Below are 15,549 nucleotides of genomic sequence, written 5' to 3'. Positions count from 1 at the left end.
GGTCCGGGTCTACAGCGGCGGTACGCCGTGCGCCTTGGCGATCAGCTGCTCGTACCCGGCGACGCTGGTCGTGTTCGCGCCCAACCCGACCGTCTTGTGGCTGCCGTGGTAGTCGGACGAACCGGTCGCGACCAGCCCCAGGTCGTCGGCGAGTCGCCGGCCATGGGCCCGCTCGGCCGGGTCGTGGTCGACGTGGTCGACCTCCAGACCGGTCAGCCCGGCCGCCGCCAGTTCGACGATCATGCTGTCCGGCACCGTGCGGCCCCGACGGTTCGCCAACGGATGGGCGAAGACCGTGACCCCGCCGGCTTCCTGCACCAGCCGTACGGCGGTGAAGACGTCGAGGTCGTCCTTTGGCAACCGGTACCGCTGGCCGAGCCACTGCGGCCGGAACGCCTCGTCGGTGCTGGCGACCAGGCCGGCCCGGATCAACGCCTGGGCGATGTGCGGCCGACCGACGGTGCCGCCGGCGGCGTAGCCGAGCACCTCGTCCCAGGTGATGTCGACGCCGTCGGCGCGCAGCAGGTCGACGATGCGTTCGCCGCGTACCGTCCGCGCGGCGCGCACCCGGTCGAGTTCGTCGGCCAGCGGCGGGTAGGTCGGGTCGAACAGGTAGCCGAGCAGATGCAGGGAGACAGCCGGCTGCGCCCCGTGCCACCGGCAGGAGATCTCGGCACCGCGGATCAGGGTCAACCCGGTCGGTCGGGCCGCGGCAGCCGTGGCCCAGCCGGCGGTGGTGTCGTGGTCGGTCAGTGCCACCACGACCAGGCCCGCGTCGGCGGCGGCCCGGACCAGCTCCGCCGGGGTGTCGGTGCCGTCGCTGGCGTTCGAATGCGCGTGCAGGTCGATCCCGGTGCCAACGGTCATCGTCGGTCCGGGGATCCCGCGACCAGCACCGGCACGGTGCCGGCCGCCGAGAGCGGCACGTCGACCTGCTCCACCGCGCCCTCCTGCTCGTTGCTGATCCGGTCCACGTTGATCCGCACGACCTGATCGACTCCGGCGGCGTGCACCACGGTGACCTGGTCGGCCCAGACGGTCGCTCCGGTCAGCCGCTGGCCGGCCTCGCGGACCGAACCTACCTGATCGTCGAAGACTTTCTCCAGGTCGACCAGCATCGCCAGCTCCGACTCGCTGGCCGAGCGGGCGTCCGCCACGCCGTTGGCGACCAGCCACCGGCCGTCGGCGGAGACGGCTCCCCGGCCGTCGCCGGTCAGCGGCAGCGCGCAGGCGGTCCGGGTGGTGACGAACTCGCGGACGACGTCCAGCAATGCCAGGCAGGACCGGCCGCCACCGTCGCTGACCTGCGCGACCACCGTACGCCCGTCGGGCAGCGCCCCGTACACGGCGCTCGCGGAGTCGGTCCAGCGCGGGAGTCCGCCCTGACCGGGCAGCCAGACGCCGAGCGCCCGGCCGTCACCGTCACCGTCACGGGCCAGCAGTACGGCGTCGCCGGCGAAGCCGACCGGCCGGACCGGCTCCGGCGCCTTGCTGGTGGTGGTGTCGGTCAGTTCTCCGCTGACCAGCGACGCGACGGCCAGCTGCGCGCCGTGTCGCCAGGCGATCCGGGAGCCGGCCGGGTCGACCGCGACCGCGTCGACGTCGGCGAGCACCGGCTTCGGCGGGGCGTCCGGTGTCACGAACCACACCCCGGCGGGGTCGTCGTCGGGCGCGGCACCGACCACCAACCAGCCGTCGGACATCCGGCTGGCCTGCGCGACGGCCTCGATCGGATCGAGATCGACCTGCCGGCCGTCGGTGGTGTGCAGCTCACCGGCGACCACCAGGTCCACCGGCAGGGGCGGCGCCGCGGCGAGTGGCTGCCGGCGCAGGTCGCCATGCAACGGCAGCGGCGCGGCTGCCGCCGGTGCGGGACTGACGGTCTGCGTCGGTGGCGCCGGTGCCGCCGGCTCGGCGAGCAGCGTCGGTGTCCCGCCCGACGGTGGCAGCACCTGGCCTGAGGCGACGCTGGCGGCGGCCAGCAGGCAGACGCCGAACGCCGCCGCCCCGCCGGCCCGTGCTCGACGGTGACGGCGGGCCCGCCGGATCGCCCAGTCGGCCACGTCGACGGTGTCCACGGCGACCGTGGCACCCGGTCGGTCCGCCGCGTGATCGGCGAGGCAGCGTCGCAGCGCCTGCTCGAGGTCGTCGGTGGTCACGCCAGGTGGACGCGGCCGTACGGCGCGCAGGTTGTCGCGGATCGGGCCGCTGGCGCCGACCGGTGGGAACCTGCCCGGGCTGGGCGGCGTCGTCGGACCAGTCACCGTTTTGCCACCAGCTTGCTGGCGTACGGGCCGATCGGCATGATGCCGCCGGGCACGGTGGCGGTCACCGAGGTGGACTGCGCGGGGACGGCCGTGCCGGCCACCGCCGACTCGACCGCCGGGCCGGCGACCGGTGGGCCGGCGATGGGCTGCCGGCGGGTGGCGGAGGCGAGCTGAGGCGCCGGGTCGTACCCTTGGGCGATCAACTTCTTGCGCAGCGTGCCGAGCGCCCGGGAGGTCTGGCTCTTCACCGTGCCAGGTGAGATGTTCAACAGCGCGGCGGTCTGGGCCTCGGACAGGTCCTCGTAGAACCGCAGTACCAGCACCGCGCGTTGGCGGGCCGGCAGGGCCTTGACGTGTCGCCAGAGGACGTCGCGGTCGAGCTGTTCCTGAATCGGATCCGGTCCGGCCTGCTCGGGCAGTATCTCCGTCGGACGTTCACCGTGCCAGCGTCGACGCCACCAACTGGTGGCGGTGTTGACGAGCACCCGCCGCGTGTACGGCTCGACGGCTTCGATGTGGCCGAGGCGTTTCCAGGCCAGGTAGGTCTTGGTCAGCGCGGTCTGCAGCAGATCCTCCGCCGTGGCCCAGTCGCCGGCGAGCAGGTACGCGGTGCGCAGCAGTGCGCCGGACCGGGACGCGACGAACTCGCGGAAGTCTTCCTCCATCGAGTCTCTGGACGTCACCGGCTGCCTCCCGTCCCTCGTTACGGTACGCCGGCCGGGCCAGCTTCGGCGGGCACGCCACGTCGCCCGACAGCAGCGATGGCTGTCAGCCGTCGTCCTTGGCAGCTGCCTCTTCCTTGCTCAGCCGTGCCTCGACAGCCTGCGGCTCGTACATTTCCTCGACGACCCGCAGGTAGAGCTCGTTCGGGTTGGGCAGGTTCTTGACCTCGCGCAGGGCCTGCTCCTGACCGGCGGACTCGAGGATGAACGTGCCGTAGTTGAGGAACCGACCGAGCGGTGACTGCTCGTACTTCATGTCGGTGACCCGCAGCAAGGGCATCATCGCCACGTTGCGGGTGATGATGCCGTTGACGACCATCACCCGCTTGTTGGTCAGGATGAAGCGGTCGAACCACCAGTCGGCGATCTTCCAGCCGACCCAGCCGAGCACGCCGAGCCAGATCAGCACCGCGACGGTGGTCAGGCCGCCGACGTCCTGACCGGCGAGGAACCCGGAGAGGTAGCCGAGCACGAAGGTAGCCACCACGCCGACCAGCAGCGGCGTCAGCAGATGGATCCAGTGTCGCTTCCACTCGCCGCGGTAGCGCTCGGTCGGGAAGAGGTACCGCGCGACCAGCGGGGTCGGCTCGTCCTCCAAGGGCAGGACCCGACGCGGCTGCACCGGCATGCCGGAGGCGTCGGCCTGCAGGCCGGCGATCTCGTCGGCGGAGATGTCAGGCGGTGAGTAACTGATGATGGGTTCGTCGTGCACCCGCCGGGTGCCGCCGCCGTACCCAGCGTCAGCGGAGTAGGACGGACCGTCGGAGTACGACGGACCGTCGCTGTAGGACGGCCCGGCACCGAAGTGCGGGCCGTCCTCTGGGCGAACGCGCGGAATCGGTTCGGTGTCACGTTGGCGGCGCCGTCGGGCGGCGTCGTCATCGGCGTCAGGGGGCTCGGAGGGGTTGCCCATGGGCGACTAGGCCACGAGGCTGGTGAAGAAGTCGCCGAAACCCTGCGCGACCTCGACGATGCCGCCACCCACCGACTTGAACACGTCGGCCGCCGAATCTGGCCGGAACGCGACGAAGAAAATCAAGAACGCGATTCCGCCCCAGGTGAGGACCTTCTTGACCATTGCGGGCCATCCCCCTCCGTGTGGCGCGCCGCGACCCTCGTCCCGGCGATACTAGAATATCAGTCCTTCGTCCCGTGGTGGTGTAGTTGATCGTGGGAAAAGGTGTTCACGCTTTCCCGTGCAGGTACGGCGACGGCGCCCCGTACATCATCCCTGGTGGGACCTCCTCGGACAGATCGCGCAGCACGATGTCCTCGGCAAGCAGGTAGCCCGCGTCGGCCGGCCAGGTCACCGCGTACAGCCACAGTCCTCTGGCCTCACCCGCGTAGGCGCAGCGGCCCGGCTCGGCCTCGACCGACCACAGCGGAGTCGGGTGGCCGTCGGCCCGGATCTTGGCGTGCGGAGCACCACTGCCGAGCACGTCGGCCAGCGAGTCACCGGGATCGGGCCCGGGCAGACCCGCGAACCGGGTACCGAGCCCGACGCCGGGCTCCTCCGCGACGAGCACCAGGTCGGCGGGTCCGCCGGAGACCGGCGCCGGCCCGCTGAACGCGGTGACCGTGGCCCGGACGGTGCCGCGCTGCTCGCCGACCCAGCCGACCCCGGTCAGCGTCCACCCCGGCAGCAGCGGCCAGACGGCCCACATCGGCACCGGCCCGGGTGGGGCGGCGACGTCGGCGAGCAGCCGGCTCACCGCGCTCGCCACGATGTCGGGTCCGATGTGCTCGGCGACATGCAACGGTGGCACCGGCCCGCAGCTGTCACAACGGGACTCGGTGTGCATCAGGTCGGGCGGCCGCACCGCACCGCCGCACCGGGGACAACTCACCATCACGCCCACGCCACCTACGTTGCGCGTCCGGCCGCTCACCCGTCAAGCGAACCGGCTTTTTCGGTCATTCTTTCCCTCTGCGGCGGGCCGGGCGTCCCGCGCGGGACGGGACCGGACGCACTTGCGCCCACACTCACCCAGGCCCACCCGCCCCTCACCCAGGCCACCCGCACTCACCCGGACCGCTCGCCGGTCACCGGATCCGGTGGCGGGCCGGCGTGTGCCCGGATCCAGGCGTGCATCGCGATCCCGCTGGCCACTCCCGCGTTGATCGACCGGGTGGAGCCGTACTGGGCGATGGAGTACAGCAGGTCACAGCCGGCGCGGGCGGCCTCGGACAGCCCCGGCCCCTCCTGGCCGAACAGCAGCACGCAGCGCCGCGGCAGTTGCACGGTCTCCAGCGGCCGTGAACCGGCGAGGTTGTCGATGCCGATCACTGCCAGCCCGGCCTGCGCGGCCCAGTCCAGCAGGTCACCGATGTCCGGGTGATGCCGGACGTGCTGGTAGCGGTCGGTGACCATGGCACCGCGCCGGTTCCAGCGCCGGCGCCCGACGATGTGCACCTCGGCGGCGAGAAAGGCGTTGGCGTTGCGCACCACCGTGCCGATGTTGAGATCGTGCTGCCAGTTCTCGATCGCGACGTGGAACTCGTGCCGGCGGCGGTCGAGGTCGGCGACCACCGCCTCCCGGCGCCAGTACCGGTAGCGGTCGACGACGTTGCGTCGGTCGCCGGCGGCGAGCAGCTCCGGGTCGTAGCGCGGGTCGGTCGGCCACTCACCCGGCCAGGGACCCACCCCGACGACGGGGGCGTCCGCGCCGACTTCGGCCCCGACCGGGTCGGTGGTCGGCGGTACGGCGCGGGAAGGTTCCGTCGACGGGCCGTCGACGGGTGGCGTGCTCTGCTGTCGTTCCACGCTCTGCAGAGCGTACGGAGGCCTCTCGGGCGGCCGGGACACCAGTGCGGCAGACCTGATCCTGTGGCAGTCCGACCGGGCGCTGCGGCCCGGACGTTACCGGAGTTTTCCGACCCTGGACGCAATGAACGGCGGGGCCCTCCCCGGCACCCGCCGTCCACGCTCTGATAGCTAGAGATTCTGCCGGACCCACCACCGCCCGGGAAGAGCGGGGACCGAGACGGAGGTCACAGTTATGCTTTTGTTATGTTACGAAGAGTAATTACCGCCGTCAACTTCTGCGGTCACGGCATCGATCGTTTGCCCATGTCACCCCGACAGAACGGGGCACGAAACGCCGCCACCTGCAAAAACAGCTGGAAACGCTCCCATCACTTTCGGTAGCCGCACCGGATGCGTTTTTCGGCAATCCTGGATCGGGTTTCGCGACCGCTCCGGCGCGGTCCGGCCCTCGTCGCGCGCCGGGTTTCCGCGCCCGGCGATCGGGAATGCCACTGACCCCGGAGTCGTTTGCCCCGGTAGACCCGGGGCGTCACCGCCCCAAATCTGGCGATCGGAGACATCGATGGCGACCGTTGAGCTGACCACCCACAACTTCGACGAGGTGACCTCCGGCGACGGCATCGTCCTGGTCGACTTCTGGGCCAGCTGGTGCGGGCCCTGTGTGCGGTTCGCCCCGGTGTACGAGCGGGCCGCAGGCAAGCACACCGACATCACCTTCGGCAAGGTCGACACCGAGGCACAGCAGGAGCTCGCCGCGAAGTTCGACATCCGGTCGATCCCGACCATCATGGCGATCCGCGACGGGGTCGTCGTCTTCGCGCAGCCCGGCGCGTTGCCGGAGTCCGCGCTGGAGTCGCTGATCGAGCAGGTGCGGGCGCTGGACATGGACGACGTCCGGCAGAAGCTCGCCTCGCACCAGCACTGACGGGCCGGCCGTTCGGCGGGGGTCCGGTCCCGGTCCGGGACCGGACCCCCGCCGGTCAGCTCGTGCCGGCCGCGCCGACCACGGCGTCGATGTGGCGGGCCGACGATTCGAGCAGCGCGCGGCAACCCGCGACGGCCTCGGCCAGTACGTCGGCACCGGGTCGTGCCCAGACCTCCTCGTGGAAGACCTCGACCTCGACCGGCCCGGTGAACCCGGCCGCGTCGACCGCCGCGACGAACCGGTCGAGCGCGATACAGCCGGTGCCGGGCAGCCCTCTGCCCAGCAGGACCCCGGCCGGCAACGGAGTGATCCAGTCCGCCAGTTGGAAGCAGGCGATCCGCTGCGCCCGGCCCGCCCGGGCGATCTGTGCCCACACCTGGTCGTCCCACCACAGGTGGTACGTGTCCACCACGACGCCGACCGCTGCCGCGGGATAGGGCTCTGCCAGGTCCAACGCCTGGCCGAGCGTGGACACGACACACCGGTCCGCGCAGAACATCGGATGCAGCGGTTCGATCGCCAGGCGTACCCCGGCGTCGAGCGCGTGCGGCACCAGCCGGCCGATCGCCTCGCCGACCCACGACCGGGCACCGTCGAGGTCCCGGTCGGGCCGACCGGCCGACGGCCCGGCACCGGCCGCGGGCAGTCCGCCCGAGACCAGGACCAGCACCGGTGCCCCGAGCGCGGCCGCCTCGTCGATGGCGCGCCGGTTGTCGTCGTACCAGTCGTCGGCGGCGAAGAAGCCGCCGCGGCACAGCGAGGTCACCGCCAGGCCCGCGCCGCGCACCAGTGCGGCGGTCCGGCTCAGGCCGTAGGCTGCGGTCTCCTCCCGCCACAGCCCGACCCCCCGGACGCCGGCCGCGACGCAGCCGGCCACCATCTCCTCCATCGGCCAGAACTTCGTGGTGGCGGCGTTGAGCGCGAACCGTGCCGGCGCCGCCACGACGGTGCCCGACGGGTGTCCGGCGCCGGGCGAAGGGTCACTCACCGGTCAGCTCCGGGATGTCGATCCGACGGCCCTCCCGTGCCGACCGCAGGCCCAGTTCGGCCAGTTGCACCCCGCGCGCCCCGGCCCACAGGTCCCAGCTGTACGGGGTGTCCTCGACGACGTGCCGTAGGAACAGCTCCCACTGGGCCTTGAACCCGTTGTCGAACTCCTCGTTGTCCGGCACCGGCTGCCACTGGTCGCGGAACTGCTCGGTCGCCGGCAGGTCCGGGTTCCACACCGGCTTGGGAGTGGTCGACCGGTGCTGGACGCGGCAGTGCCGCAGACCCGCGACCGCGCTGCCCTCGGTGCCGTCCACCTGGAACTCCACCAGCTCGTCGCGGTACACCCGGACCGCCCAGGAGGAGTTGATCTGGGCGACGACCCGGCCGCCGTCGGGGCCGGGCCGGTCGATTTCGAAGATGCCGTACGCCGCGTCGTCCGCGGTGGCGTCGTACGGCGCGCCCGCCTCGTCCCAGCGGCGGTCGATGTGCGTCGCGACGTGCGCGGTCACCGACCGCACCCGGCCGAATATCTGTTCCAGTACGTAGTGCCAGTGTGGGAACATGTCCACAGTGATGCCGCCGCCGTCGGCCGCCCGGTAGTTCCAGGACGGGCGCTGAGCGGGCTGCCAGTCGCCCTCGAACACCCAGTAGCCGAACTCGCCGCGCACCGACAGGATCCGGCCGAAGAAGCCGCCCTTGACCAGCCGGTCCAGCTTGCGCAGGCCCGGCAGGAAAAGCTTGTCCTGGACCACACCGTGTTTGATGCCGGCGGCGTCGGCCAGCCGAGCGAGATCCACCGCGCCGGCCAGGTCCTCGGCGGTCGGTTTCTCGGTGTAGATGTGCTTGCCGGCGTCGATCGCCAACCGCAGGGCCTTCTCGCGGGCCGCGGTGACCTGCGCGTCGAAGTAGATCTGGGTGTCCGGTCGGGCCAGCGCGGCGGCCAGATCGGTGGTCCAGTCGGTCAGCCCGTGCCGGTCCGCCAGCTCGCGGAGCTTGTTCTCGTTGCGTCCGACCAGCACCAGTTCGGGCCAGAGCCGGGTGCCGTCGGCCAGCGGCAGTCCACCCTGGTCACGGATCGCGAGCAGGGACCGGACCAGATGCTGCCGGTAGCCCATCCGGCCGGTGACGCCGTTGAGGACGATCCCGATGGTGGTACGGGCCATGCCTCGCCTCCTTGACTGATCGGGACGGCGCGAACCAGGACAGGTAAGCGCTTTCCCGCGTACGTTACTGGTTCCGCTCATCCCACGGCAAGGGCTTTCCGGCCGACCGCAGCCGCGCCACGCTATCCTCAGCGACAACGTTTCCGGACCGCCCGCGAGCTGCTGCGCCCGCATCCCGCGCAGCGCCCGACCGGGTCACGCGGGGAGTCCGGGAGAGGAGCGGATCGTGGCCACGCTCGCGGACGTCGCGAAACGCGCCGGCGTGTCACCGGCCACCGCGTCACGGATCATCAACGGCAGCAGCAAGCCGGTGACCGAGGCGCTGCGCGAACGGGTCCTCGCCGCCGTCGAGGAGCTGCAGTACGTGCCGAACGCGCACGCCCAGTCGCTGGCCCGGGCACACCGTAGCGCGGTCGGTGTCATCGTCCACGACGTCTCCGACCCGTACTTCGCCGAGATCACCCGGGGTCTGCAGCGGGTGGCCACCGAGCACGGCCGGCTGGTCATCATCTGCAACAGCTACCGCGACCCGGACAAGGAACTGCAGTACGTCGAACTGCTCCGCGCCCACCAGGCGGCGGCGATCGTCCTGGCCGGCTCCGGCTACCACGACGAGACGTTCACCGCCCTGCTGGAGAGCAAGCTGCGGGTCTACGAACGCACCGGCGGCCGGGTCGCGGTGATCGGCCGGCACTCCCACGCCGGGGACGCGGTGGTGCCGGACAACGAGATGGGTGGCTACCTGCTCGGTGCCGAGCTCTACTCGCTCGGACACACCCACTTCGGGGTGGTCGCCGGCCCGAAGGTGCTGACCACGACCACCGACCGGCTCACCGGGCTGCGCCGGGCCGCCCGGGAACACGGCCAGAAGCTACCCGCCCGGCGGATCGCGTACGCCGATTTCGACCGCGCGAGCGGCGCGGCGGCCGCCGCCGGCCTGCTCGACGCCGAGCCCGGTCTCACCGCGATCGCCGCGCTCAACGACTCGATGGCCATCGGCGTCCTGGCGCTGCTGCGCTCGCGCGGCATCGCGGTACCGGAGCAGTTCAGCGTGGTCGGCTTCGACGACATGCCGGTCGCCCGCGACGTGACTCCGGCGTTGACCACCGTACGGCTGCCGCTGGCCGAGATGGGTGCCCGGGCGATGACGATGGCGCTGCAGGCATCCGGCCACCCGCGCGCGGCCGTGATCGAGGAGGTCGGCGCCGAGCTGGTGCGTCGCGACAGCGCGGGGCCACCGCCGCCGGCGGTCGACTGACGCCGGCGGGCGTACGCACCGTCGGTCGTCGACCGGACCGACCCGCGCGTCGCACTTGCCAGCCGATCGTACGTGTGTTCGAATGGACCGCATGCGTTGGGACACCTTGTCGGCTCCCCCCGACGGGGCAGGCCCACCCGGGGCAGCGCCAGCGGCTCCACCCCTGCCGCTGGCGCTGCCCGAGGCCGTCCCGCGCACCTTCGACACCCCCGGCTTCGCCGGCATGACGTTCTACGAGATCCACGCCAAGTCGATCATCAACCGGGTGCGCAGTGGGTCCCGCGTGCCGTTCGAGTGGACGGTCAACCCGTACCGTGGGTGCAGCCACGCCTGCACGTACTGCTTCGCCCGCAACACCCACACCTACCTCGACCTCGACGCCGGGCTGGATTTCGACAGCAAGATCGTGGTCAAGGTCAACGCCGCCGAGTTGCTCCGCCGCGAGCTGGCCGCACCGGGCTGGGCGGGCCAGCCCATCGCGATGGGCACCAACGTCGACTGCTACCAGCGCGCCGAAGGGCGCTACCGGCTCATGCCGGAGATCATCGGCGCGCTGCACGAGGCGGCCAACCCGTTCTCGATCCTCACCAAGGGGACGCTGATCCTGCGGGATCTGCCGCTGCTGCGCCGGGCCGCGCAGGTGGCCCGGGTCAGTCTGGCCGTCTCAGTGGGCTTCGTCGACGAGCCGCTGTGGCGGGCTGTCGAGTCCGGTACGCCCAGCCCCGCCCGGCGGCTGGCAACCGTCCGCACGCTGACCGACGCCGGGTTCGACGTCAGCGTCCTGATGGCACCGATCCTGCCCGGCCTGACCGACGACACCGAGTCGATCGACACGACCGTCGCCGCGATCGCCCGTGCCGGGGCGGTCAGCGTCACCCCGCTGCCCCTGCACCTGCGGCCCGGGGCCCGCGAGTGGTACGCCGCCTGGCTCGGCCGCACCCATCCCCACCTGGTCGCCCGCTACCGCGCGCTGTTCCGATCCGGCGCCTACCTGCCGCAGTCCTACCAGCGGGAGATCGTCGCCCGGGTGCGGATCGCCGCCCGCCGGCACGGACTCGCTCCGGCCGGCCCCGGTGCCGCCCGCCAACCCGCGGGCACCGACACCGCAGACCTGCCGCGCACCGCCGGCACCGCCGGCCGTCAACTCCCCGGCCAGCTCGCCCTGCTCTGAGCGGTCATCGGCTGAGGAGTCCATCGGCCGGTAGCCGACCACACGCCGCCCGCCGCGCATACGCTCGACCGATGAGAACCCCGCAACAGATCCTGGCGGACGCGCGGACGATCGCGGTGGTGGGCGCGTCCCGCGATCCGGCGAAACCGGCCCACAGCGTTCCGGCGCAGCTCATCCGGTACGGCTGGCGGGTGATCCCGGTCAACCCGTACGTCGACGAGATCTTCGGCGAACGGGCCTGGCCGAGCCTGGCCGACCTGCCGGTCCCGGTGGACCTGGTCAACGTGTTCCGACCCGTACCGGACGCGATCGACGTCGTACGCGACGCCGTCCGCATCGGCGCACCCGCCGTGTGGCTGCAGAGCGGAATCGCCTCGGCGCAGGCCCGGGAGATCGCCAGCGCCGCCGGAATCGACTACGTCGAGGACCACTGCATCGCGGTGGAACGGGCCCGGGCCCGGCTCACCGGACCCGACCGGTCGGCCGCCGACCCGACCTCGTCCCCGGACCGACCGGGCTGAGCCATGGGCCGACCGGTGCCACCGGACCCGGACCAACCGCCGCCAGGCCGGCCAGCGCCGCCAACAGGCCGGCCAGCGCCGCCCCCCGGCCGGGGTCTGAACATGCTGGCGGTCCTCACCCTGGCCAGCGCCTTCGTGTTCGCCCCGGCCGCGATCGTGCTCGGACACCTCGCGAGACGCCAGATCCGGCAGACCGGTGCGGACGGCTGGGCGCTGGCCGACTGGGGACTGTTCCTCGGCTACCTCGGCACCATCGTCGGTCTACTGTGCTGCTGCGGCCTGCTCGTCGTCACCATCCGCAGCGCCGGGCTCGGAATGCCATGATCAGCGGTACTGGGCCTCCTGGACGCTGTTACCGCCGTCCACGACGAGCATCTGGCCGGTGATGTAGGAGGCGGCCGGCGAACAGAAGAACGCGATCGCCGCCGCCACCTCGTCCGGGGTGCCGGGACGGCCGATCGGCGTACCGATGCCCTGCTTGAGCTCGGTCACCGTCGACGCCGCCGTGTAGATCGTCCCGGGGGCGACCGCGTTCACCGTGACCCCGTCGGCGACCAGCTCCATAGCCAACGCCCGGGTGAGCCCGACCACCCCGGCCTTGGCCGCGGCGTAGCCGGCCTCGGTCGGCAGGGCGTTCACCGGCCCGGCGGTGGCTGCCAGGTTGACGATCCGGCCCCAGCCACGCTCGGACATCCCGCCGATGAAGGCCCGGCTGCACAGGAAGGCGGTGGTCAGGTTCCGGTCGATCTCCGCCCGCCACTCGTCGAAGCTGAGCTGCGCGACCGGGCGCAGCACCTCCGGACTCGCCCGGCTGGCCAGTCCGGCGTTGTTCACCAGGACCTCGACGTCGCCCAGCTGCTCGGCGACGGCGTCGGCCAGGGCGCCCACCTCGGCCTCGTCGGTCAGGTCCGCCACGAAACCGGTAGCGCCGAGCTCGGCGGCCCGCTCGTGGATCCGACGGGTGGTGGAGACGATCGCGACCCGGGCACCGAGCTGACCCAGCCGGCGTGCGGTGGCGTACCCGATCCCGTCCGAGCTGCCAGCGCCGGTGACCAGGGCGACCCGGCCGTCCAGTCGCAGGCTGCTCGGCTCCGGCCAGGGACCGCCGGCCACGGCCATCGCGTCGGAGTCGGCCGAGCCCGGCTCGACCCGGGTGGTGGCGTCCGGCCCGACCCCCGGTGCCGGTAGCACGGACGGGCCGGCCGGTCGGGTCTGTGCACTGGAACGGAGCACGGTACGTGCGTCAAAGCCCATGCGCTGATCCTGCCCGCTGGCGTCGTCAGGAGCAACGACGTGCGGGAGCCGCGCGTTGGCCGCGACCGTCTACCCTGTGCGCGCAGCCCGATGCGACAGTGGGCCACCGCGCTCCGGCCGGAGGCGCCGCCCGTTTCGACGGCGGGCGACCGGCCCCTTCGACAGAAAGACCTACGGTGATGAGCCAACCCCAGCAGCCCGGCAACTGGAGCGACTCCTCCTGGCAGGGTCAGCAGCAGCCGTACGGCTCCTACGACCCGGCCGGGCAGGTCAGCGGGCAGCCGGTCGCTCCGGGCTACCCGGCGTACCCGGACCAGCAGGCGTACGCCCCGGGCGCCGCGTACGCCGCCCCCGGGTACCCGGCCGGCTACCCGTACCCGGTGGCCGCCGCCAACCCGGTCAACGGTCGGGCGATCGCGGCGCTGGTGCTGGGGATCCTGGGCATCCTCGGCCTCTGTGGATACTTCGTCCCCGGTCTGATCGGCATCGTCGGCGCGCTGCTCGGCCACTCCGCCCGGCGGCAGATCCGCATCGCCGCCGGGCAGGGCCGTCCGGAACAAGGTGACGGGATGGCGGTCGCCGGGATGATCACCGGCTGGATCTCGTTCGGGATCGCGCTGCTCGCCTCCATCGGGATCGCCGTCGCGATCATCGTGGGCATCAGCCAGAACCAGTAGTCCACGGGCCATCCGCCCGGGTGACGCCGGTGGGCACAGTTCACCGGCCATAGTGAAAGGGAGCCGATGTACGACTCAGATCCCGGCAAGTCCGACCAGCCGCCGACACCGGGTCACCCGGGCGGCCCCGGTCAGCCGTACCCGCCCGGTCAGCCGTACCCGCCGGCCGGCGGGTGGCCCGGTTACGCCCCGCCCCGACCGACCAACACCATGGCCCTGGCCTCGTTCATCGTGTCGCTGGTCAGCCTGTTCAGCTGCCCGTTGATCGGCATCGTGTCGATCGTCCTGGGCCGCCGCGCCCGCGACGAGATCCGGCGTACCGGTGAACAGGGTGAAGGGCTCGCCCAGGCCGGCGTGATCATCGGCTGGATCGGGGTCGCCCTCGCCGTGATCGGCGCCCTGGCGTTCCTGGCCTACTTCGGCTTCGTGTTCGTGATGGTGAGCAACACGACCACCTACTGACCCGCGCCGATGCGCGCCGCACGGTGTACGGGGGCGGGCTGAGCCGCACGGTGTACGGGGGCGGGCTGACCTGCAGCCGCAGCTGGTCGCCGATCAGGCCACTCCTGCCCGGTCCGGGCACCGTCGACGCCGATCCCGGCCAGGGTGAGGTTTTCGCCGAGGACACCGGCCGGCAACGGCCGGCCGAGTGCGCTCTGCCAGTGGTCGAGGTCCTCCCGGCGTACGCGTGGACCGCCTGGTCGTCACCGCCGTCGGTCGACCTCACCCATGCTGTCCGGCTCAGGCCGGCGGCGGCGGGTGTTCCGGCGGCCCCGCCTCCGGTGGCAGCGGTGGAGGCGTACGGACCCGGGTGCCGCCGAGCACGACCACGGCGACACCGACCAGCAGCAGCCCCAGACCGGGCAACGCGGCCGCCCGGGGCACCTGCCCCAGCCAGGCCCAGGCGATCAACGCGGCGCCCGGCACCTCCAGCAGGATCAGCACGCTGACCGTGGTCGCCGGGATCTTGTGCAGGGCGTAGCTGAACATCGAGTGGCCGAGCAGCTGTGCCCCGACCACCAGGCCGAGCACGGCGAGCCAGGTGGAGCCGGGAAAACCGGTCAGCGGTACGCCGGCGGCGAGGCAGACCACCAGTAGGACCACCGCGCAGACGCCGTAGCAGATCGTCGTGTACGTGGTGGTGCTGACCGTCCGCCGGGCGTGCTCGCCCAGCGCGGTGTAGACCGCGGCGAAGATCGCACCGGCGAGTGCCAGCAGGTCTCCGGCGACGGCACGGGCGTCGAAGCCGATGTCGGCTCCGGTGGCGAGCGTCGCGCCGAGCACCGCCACCGCGATCCCGACCCAGGTCAGCAGCGGCAGTCGGCGACCCTGCCCGAGCGCGATGAGGCCCTGCCAGACCGGCTGGGTGGCGACCAGCGCGGTGGCGGTCGCCACCGAGGTCAGCTGGGCGCTCGGCATCCAGGTGCCGAAGTGCGCGGCGAGCGCGACCCCGGCCAGGACACACCAGCCGAGCTGACGGCGGCCGATCGGCGCGGCCAGCGCCCGCAGCTCCGGGCGGCGGCGGGCCAGCACGAAGGGGGCCACCGCGCCGGTGGCCAGCAGGTTGCGCCAGAAGGCGACCGCCAGCGCCGGCGCGGCGGCGAACGCGATCAGCGGCGCCGACGTCGACACGGCCAGTACGGCGATGGCCGTGGCACCGGTGGCGAGCAGTTCACCCCGGCCGGCCGGAGCGGGGTTACGGGCACCGGAGGACACGGGACACGATCCTCACAGATCGCGGCAGCGGACAGGTCGGCGGGTTTACGGCACGATGGCAGGGTGCCCAAGGACGAAGCCGCGTCGCCCGTGTCCGACCCCGCCCGGTCCGACCCCG

The 15,549-nt window shown here is 72.3% G+C and carries 18 protein-coding genes and 1 pseudogene; 7 read left to right on the top strand and 12 right to left on the bottom strand.

What is annotated here, in order from left to right; genetic code table 11:
- Positions 1 to 9: 9 nt before the first annotated feature.
- From O7623_RS25025 to O7623_RS24995, 7 genes are all read right to left on the bottom strand, one after another.
- A complete protein-coding gene (locus tag O7623_RS25025; protein WP_282225423.1) occupies positions 10 to 867 on the bottom strand; it encodes a PHP domain-containing protein in 858 nt (285 codons plus the stop codon).
- Positions 864 to 2,264, bottom strand: coding sequence for a hypothetical protein (locus O7623_RS25020; RefSeq protein ID WP_282225422.1), 1,401 nt, complete (start codon positions 2,262 to 2,264; stop codon positions 864 to 866). Before O7623_RS25020 ends, O7623_RS25025 begins: the two co-directional genes overlap by 4 nt.
- Complete coding sequence (locus tag O7623_RS25015) at positions 2,261 to 2,932, bottom strand: SigE family RNA polymerase sigma factor (protein WP_282229558.1); 672 nt, start codon at positions 2,930 to 2,932, stop codon at positions 2,261 to 2,263. Before O7623_RS25015 ends, O7623_RS25020 begins: the two co-directional genes overlap by 4 nt.
- A gap of 103 nt (positions 2,933 to 3,035) precedes the next feature.
- Positions 3,036 to 3,902, bottom strand: a complete 867-nt coding sequence (locus tag O7623_RS25010) for a PH domain-containing protein (RefSeq protein WP_282225421.1) — start codon at positions 3,900 to 3,902, stop codon at positions 3,036 to 3,038.
- Between the two features lie 6 nt (positions 3,903 to 3,908).
- Positions 3,909 to 4,067: a hypothetical protein gene (locus tag O7623_RS25005; protein ID WP_282225420.1), complete on the bottom strand. Its 159-nt coding sequence runs from the start codon at positions 4,065 to 4,067 to the stop codon at positions 3,909 to 3,911.
- A 106-nt stretch (positions 4,068 to 4,173) separates the two neighbouring features.
- Entirely contained in the window at positions 4,174 to 4,839 is a 666-nt protein-coding gene (locus O7623_RS25000) for a DUF6758 family protein (protein WP_348775175.1), read from the bottom strand.
- Positions 4,840 to 5,012: 173 nt separating this feature from the next.
- On the bottom strand, positions 5,013 to 5,633 hold the full coding sequence (locus O7623_RS24995; protein WP_282229556.1) for an RNA methyltransferase: 621 nt from the start codon (positions 5,631 to 5,633) through the stop codon (positions 5,013 to 5,015).
- A 685-nt stretch (positions 5,634 to 6,318) separates the two neighbouring features.
- On the opposite strand from O7623_RS24995, the gene trxA reads away from it, so the two are divergent.
- Positions 6,319 to 6,681, top strand: a complete 363-nt coding sequence (gene trxA, locus O7623_RS24990; RefSeq protein ID WP_282225419.1) for a thioredoxin — start codon at positions 6,319 to 6,321, stop codon at positions 6,679 to 6,681.
- A 55-nt stretch (positions 6,682 to 6,736) separates the two neighbouring features.
- Here the strand turns inward: trxA and O7623_RS24985 are convergent, their stop codons facing one another.
- Together O7623_RS24985 and O7623_RS24980 are read right to left on the bottom strand one after the other, a co-directional pair.
- On the bottom strand, positions 6,737 to 7,570 hold the full coding sequence (locus tag O7623_RS24985; protein WP_282229555.1) for a sugar phosphate isomerase/epimerase family protein: 834 nt from the start codon (positions 7,568 to 7,570) through the stop codon (positions 6,737 to 6,739).
- 91 nt (positions 7,571 to 7,661) lie between these two features.
- Positions 7,662 to 8,834, bottom strand: coding sequence for a Gfo/Idh/MocA family oxidoreductase (locus O7623_RS24980; RefSeq protein ID WP_282225418.1), 1,173 nt, complete (start codon positions 8,832 to 8,834; stop codon positions 7,662 to 7,664).
- Between the two features lie 226 nt (positions 8,835 to 9,060).
- On the opposite strand from O7623_RS24980, the gene O7623_RS24975 reads away from it, so the two are divergent.
- The 4 genes from O7623_RS24975 to O7623_RS24960 all read left to right on the top strand — a co-directional run bounded on the left by O7623_RS24975 (position 9,061) and on the right by O7623_RS24960 (position 12,108).
- Positions 9,061 to 10,092 (top strand): LacI family DNA-binding transcriptional regulator, encoded by a 1,032-nt coding sequence (locus O7623_RS24975; RefSeq protein WP_282225417.1) that lies wholly within the window; start codon positions 9,061 to 9,063, stop codon positions 10,090 to 10,092.
- Between the two features lie 91 nt (positions 10,093 to 10,183).
- A complete protein-coding gene (locus tag O7623_RS24970; RefSeq protein WP_348775108.1) occupies positions 10,184 to 11,263 on the top strand; it encodes an Rv2578c family radical SAM protein in 1,080 nt (359 codons plus the stop codon).
- 71 nt (positions 11,264 to 11,334) lie between these two features.
- Complete coding sequence (locus O7623_RS24965) at positions 11,335 to 11,784, top strand: CoA-binding protein (RefSeq protein WP_282225416.1); 450 nt, start codon at positions 11,335 to 11,337, stop codon at positions 11,782 to 11,784.
- A gap of 102 nt (positions 11,785 to 11,886) precedes the next feature.
- Positions 11,887 to 12,108, top strand: a complete 222-nt coding sequence (locus tag O7623_RS24960; protein ID WP_282225415.1) for a DUF4190 domain-containing protein — start codon at positions 11,887 to 11,889, stop codon at positions 12,106 to 12,108.
- Here O7623_RS24960 and O7623_RS24955 read toward each other — a convergent pair whose 3' ends face one another.
- On the bottom strand, positions 12,109 to 12,903 hold the full coding sequence (locus tag O7623_RS24955) for an SDR family NAD(P)-dependent oxidoreductase (RefSeq protein ID WP_282229554.1): 795 nt from the start codon (positions 12,901 to 12,903) through the stop codon (positions 12,109 to 12,111).
- 314 nt (positions 12,904 to 13,217) lie between these two features.
- Between O7623_RS24955 and O7623_RS24950 the strand changes: the two genes are divergently transcribed.
- Positions 13,218 to 13,715: a DUF4190 domain-containing protein gene (locus O7623_RS24950; protein WP_282225414.1), complete on the top strand. Its 498-nt coding sequence runs from the start codon at positions 13,218 to 13,220 to the stop codon at positions 13,713 to 13,715.
- A gap of 66 nt (positions 13,716 to 13,781) precedes the next feature.
- Complete coding sequence (locus O7623_RS24945; RefSeq protein WP_282225413.1) at positions 13,782 to 14,177, top strand: DUF4190 domain-containing protein; 396 nt, start codon at positions 13,782 to 13,784, stop codon at positions 14,175 to 14,177.
- A gap of 70 nt (positions 14,178 to 14,247) precedes the next feature.
- On the opposite strand, the pseudogene O7623_RS31415 reads toward O7623_RS24945, so the two are convergent.
- Together O7623_RS31415 and O7623_RS24940 are read right to left on the bottom strand one after the other, a co-directional pair.
- A pseudogene (locus O7623_RS31415) lies at positions 14,248 to 14,427 on the bottom strand (MOSC domain-containing protein); the annotation flags it as partial.
- Positions 14,428 to 14,456: 29 nt separating this feature from the next.
- Positions 14,457 to 15,431 (bottom strand): DMT family transporter, encoded by a 975-nt coding sequence (locus O7623_RS24940; protein WP_282225412.1) that lies wholly within the window; start codon positions 15,429 to 15,431, stop codon positions 14,457 to 14,459.
- Positions 15,432 to 15,549: the final 118 nt, after the last annotated feature.

Origin of the sequence: Solwaraspora sp. WMMD791 (assembly GCF_029581195.1) — a bacterium.
Classification (GTDB): domain Bacteria; phylum Actinomycetota; class Actinomycetes; order Mycobacteriales; family Micromonosporaceae; genus Micromonospora_E.
Note: the sequence above shows the minus strand (reverse complement) of the source record. Positions and strands in the feature narration are given on the sequence as shown.

Bases quoted from the DNA above. Each gene is read 5' to 3' on its own strand.
- O7623_RS25025 (WP_282225423.1), bottom strand. From the start codon at position 867: ATGACCGTTGGCACCGGGATCGACCTGCACGCGCATTCGAACGCCAGC.
- O7623_RS25015 (WP_282229558.1), bottom strand. From the start codon at position 2,932: ATGGAGGAAGACTTCCGCGAGTTCGTCGCGTCCCGGTCCGGCGCACTG.
- O7623_RS25010 (WP_282225421.1), bottom strand. From the start codon at position 3,902: ATGGGCAACCCCTCCGAGCCCCCTGACGCCGATGACGACGCCGCCCGA.
- O7623_RS25005 (WP_282225420.1), bottom strand. From the start codon at position 4,067: ATGGTCAAGAAGGTCCTCACCTGGGGCGGAATCGCGTTCTTGATTTTC.
- O7623_RS25000 (WP_348775175.1), bottom strand. From the start codon at position 4,839: ATGGTGAGTTGTCCCCGGTGCGGCGGTGCGGTGCGGCCGCCCGACCTG.
- trxA (WP_282225419.1), top strand. From the start codon at position 6,319: ATGGCGACCGTTGAGCTGACCACCCACAACTTCGACGAGGTGACCTCC.
- O7623_RS24985 (WP_282229555.1), bottom strand. From the start codon at position 7,570: ATGGAGGAGATGGTGGCCGGCTGCGTCGCGGCCGGCGTCCGGGGGGTC.
- O7623_RS24980 (WP_282225418.1), bottom strand. From the start codon at position 8,834: ATGGCCCGTACCACCATCGGGATCGTCCTCAACGGCGTCACCGGCCGG.
- O7623_RS24970 (WP_348775108.1), top strand. From the start codon at position 10,184: ATGCGTTGGGACACCTTGTCGGCTCCCCCCGACGGGGCAGGCCCACCC.
- O7623_RS24965 (WP_282225416.1), top strand. From the start codon at position 11,335: ATGAGAACCCCGCAACAGATCCTGGCGGACGCGCGGACGATCGCGGTG.
- O7623_RS24960 (WP_282225415.1), top strand. From the start codon at position 11,887: ATGCTGGCGGTCCTCACCCTGGCCAGCGCCTTCGTGTTCGCCCCGGCC.
- O7623_RS24955 (WP_282229554.1), bottom strand. From the start codon at position 12,903: ATGGCCGTGGCCGGCGGTCCCTGGCCGGAGCCGAGCAGCCTGCGACTG.
- O7623_RS24950 (WP_282225414.1), top strand. From the start codon at position 13,218: ATGAGCCAACCCCAGCAGCCCGGCAACTGGAGCGACTCCTCCTGGCAG.
- O7623_RS24945 (WP_282225413.1), top strand. From the start codon at position 13,782: ATGTACGACTCAGATCCCGGCAAGTCCGACCAGCCGCCGACACCGGGT.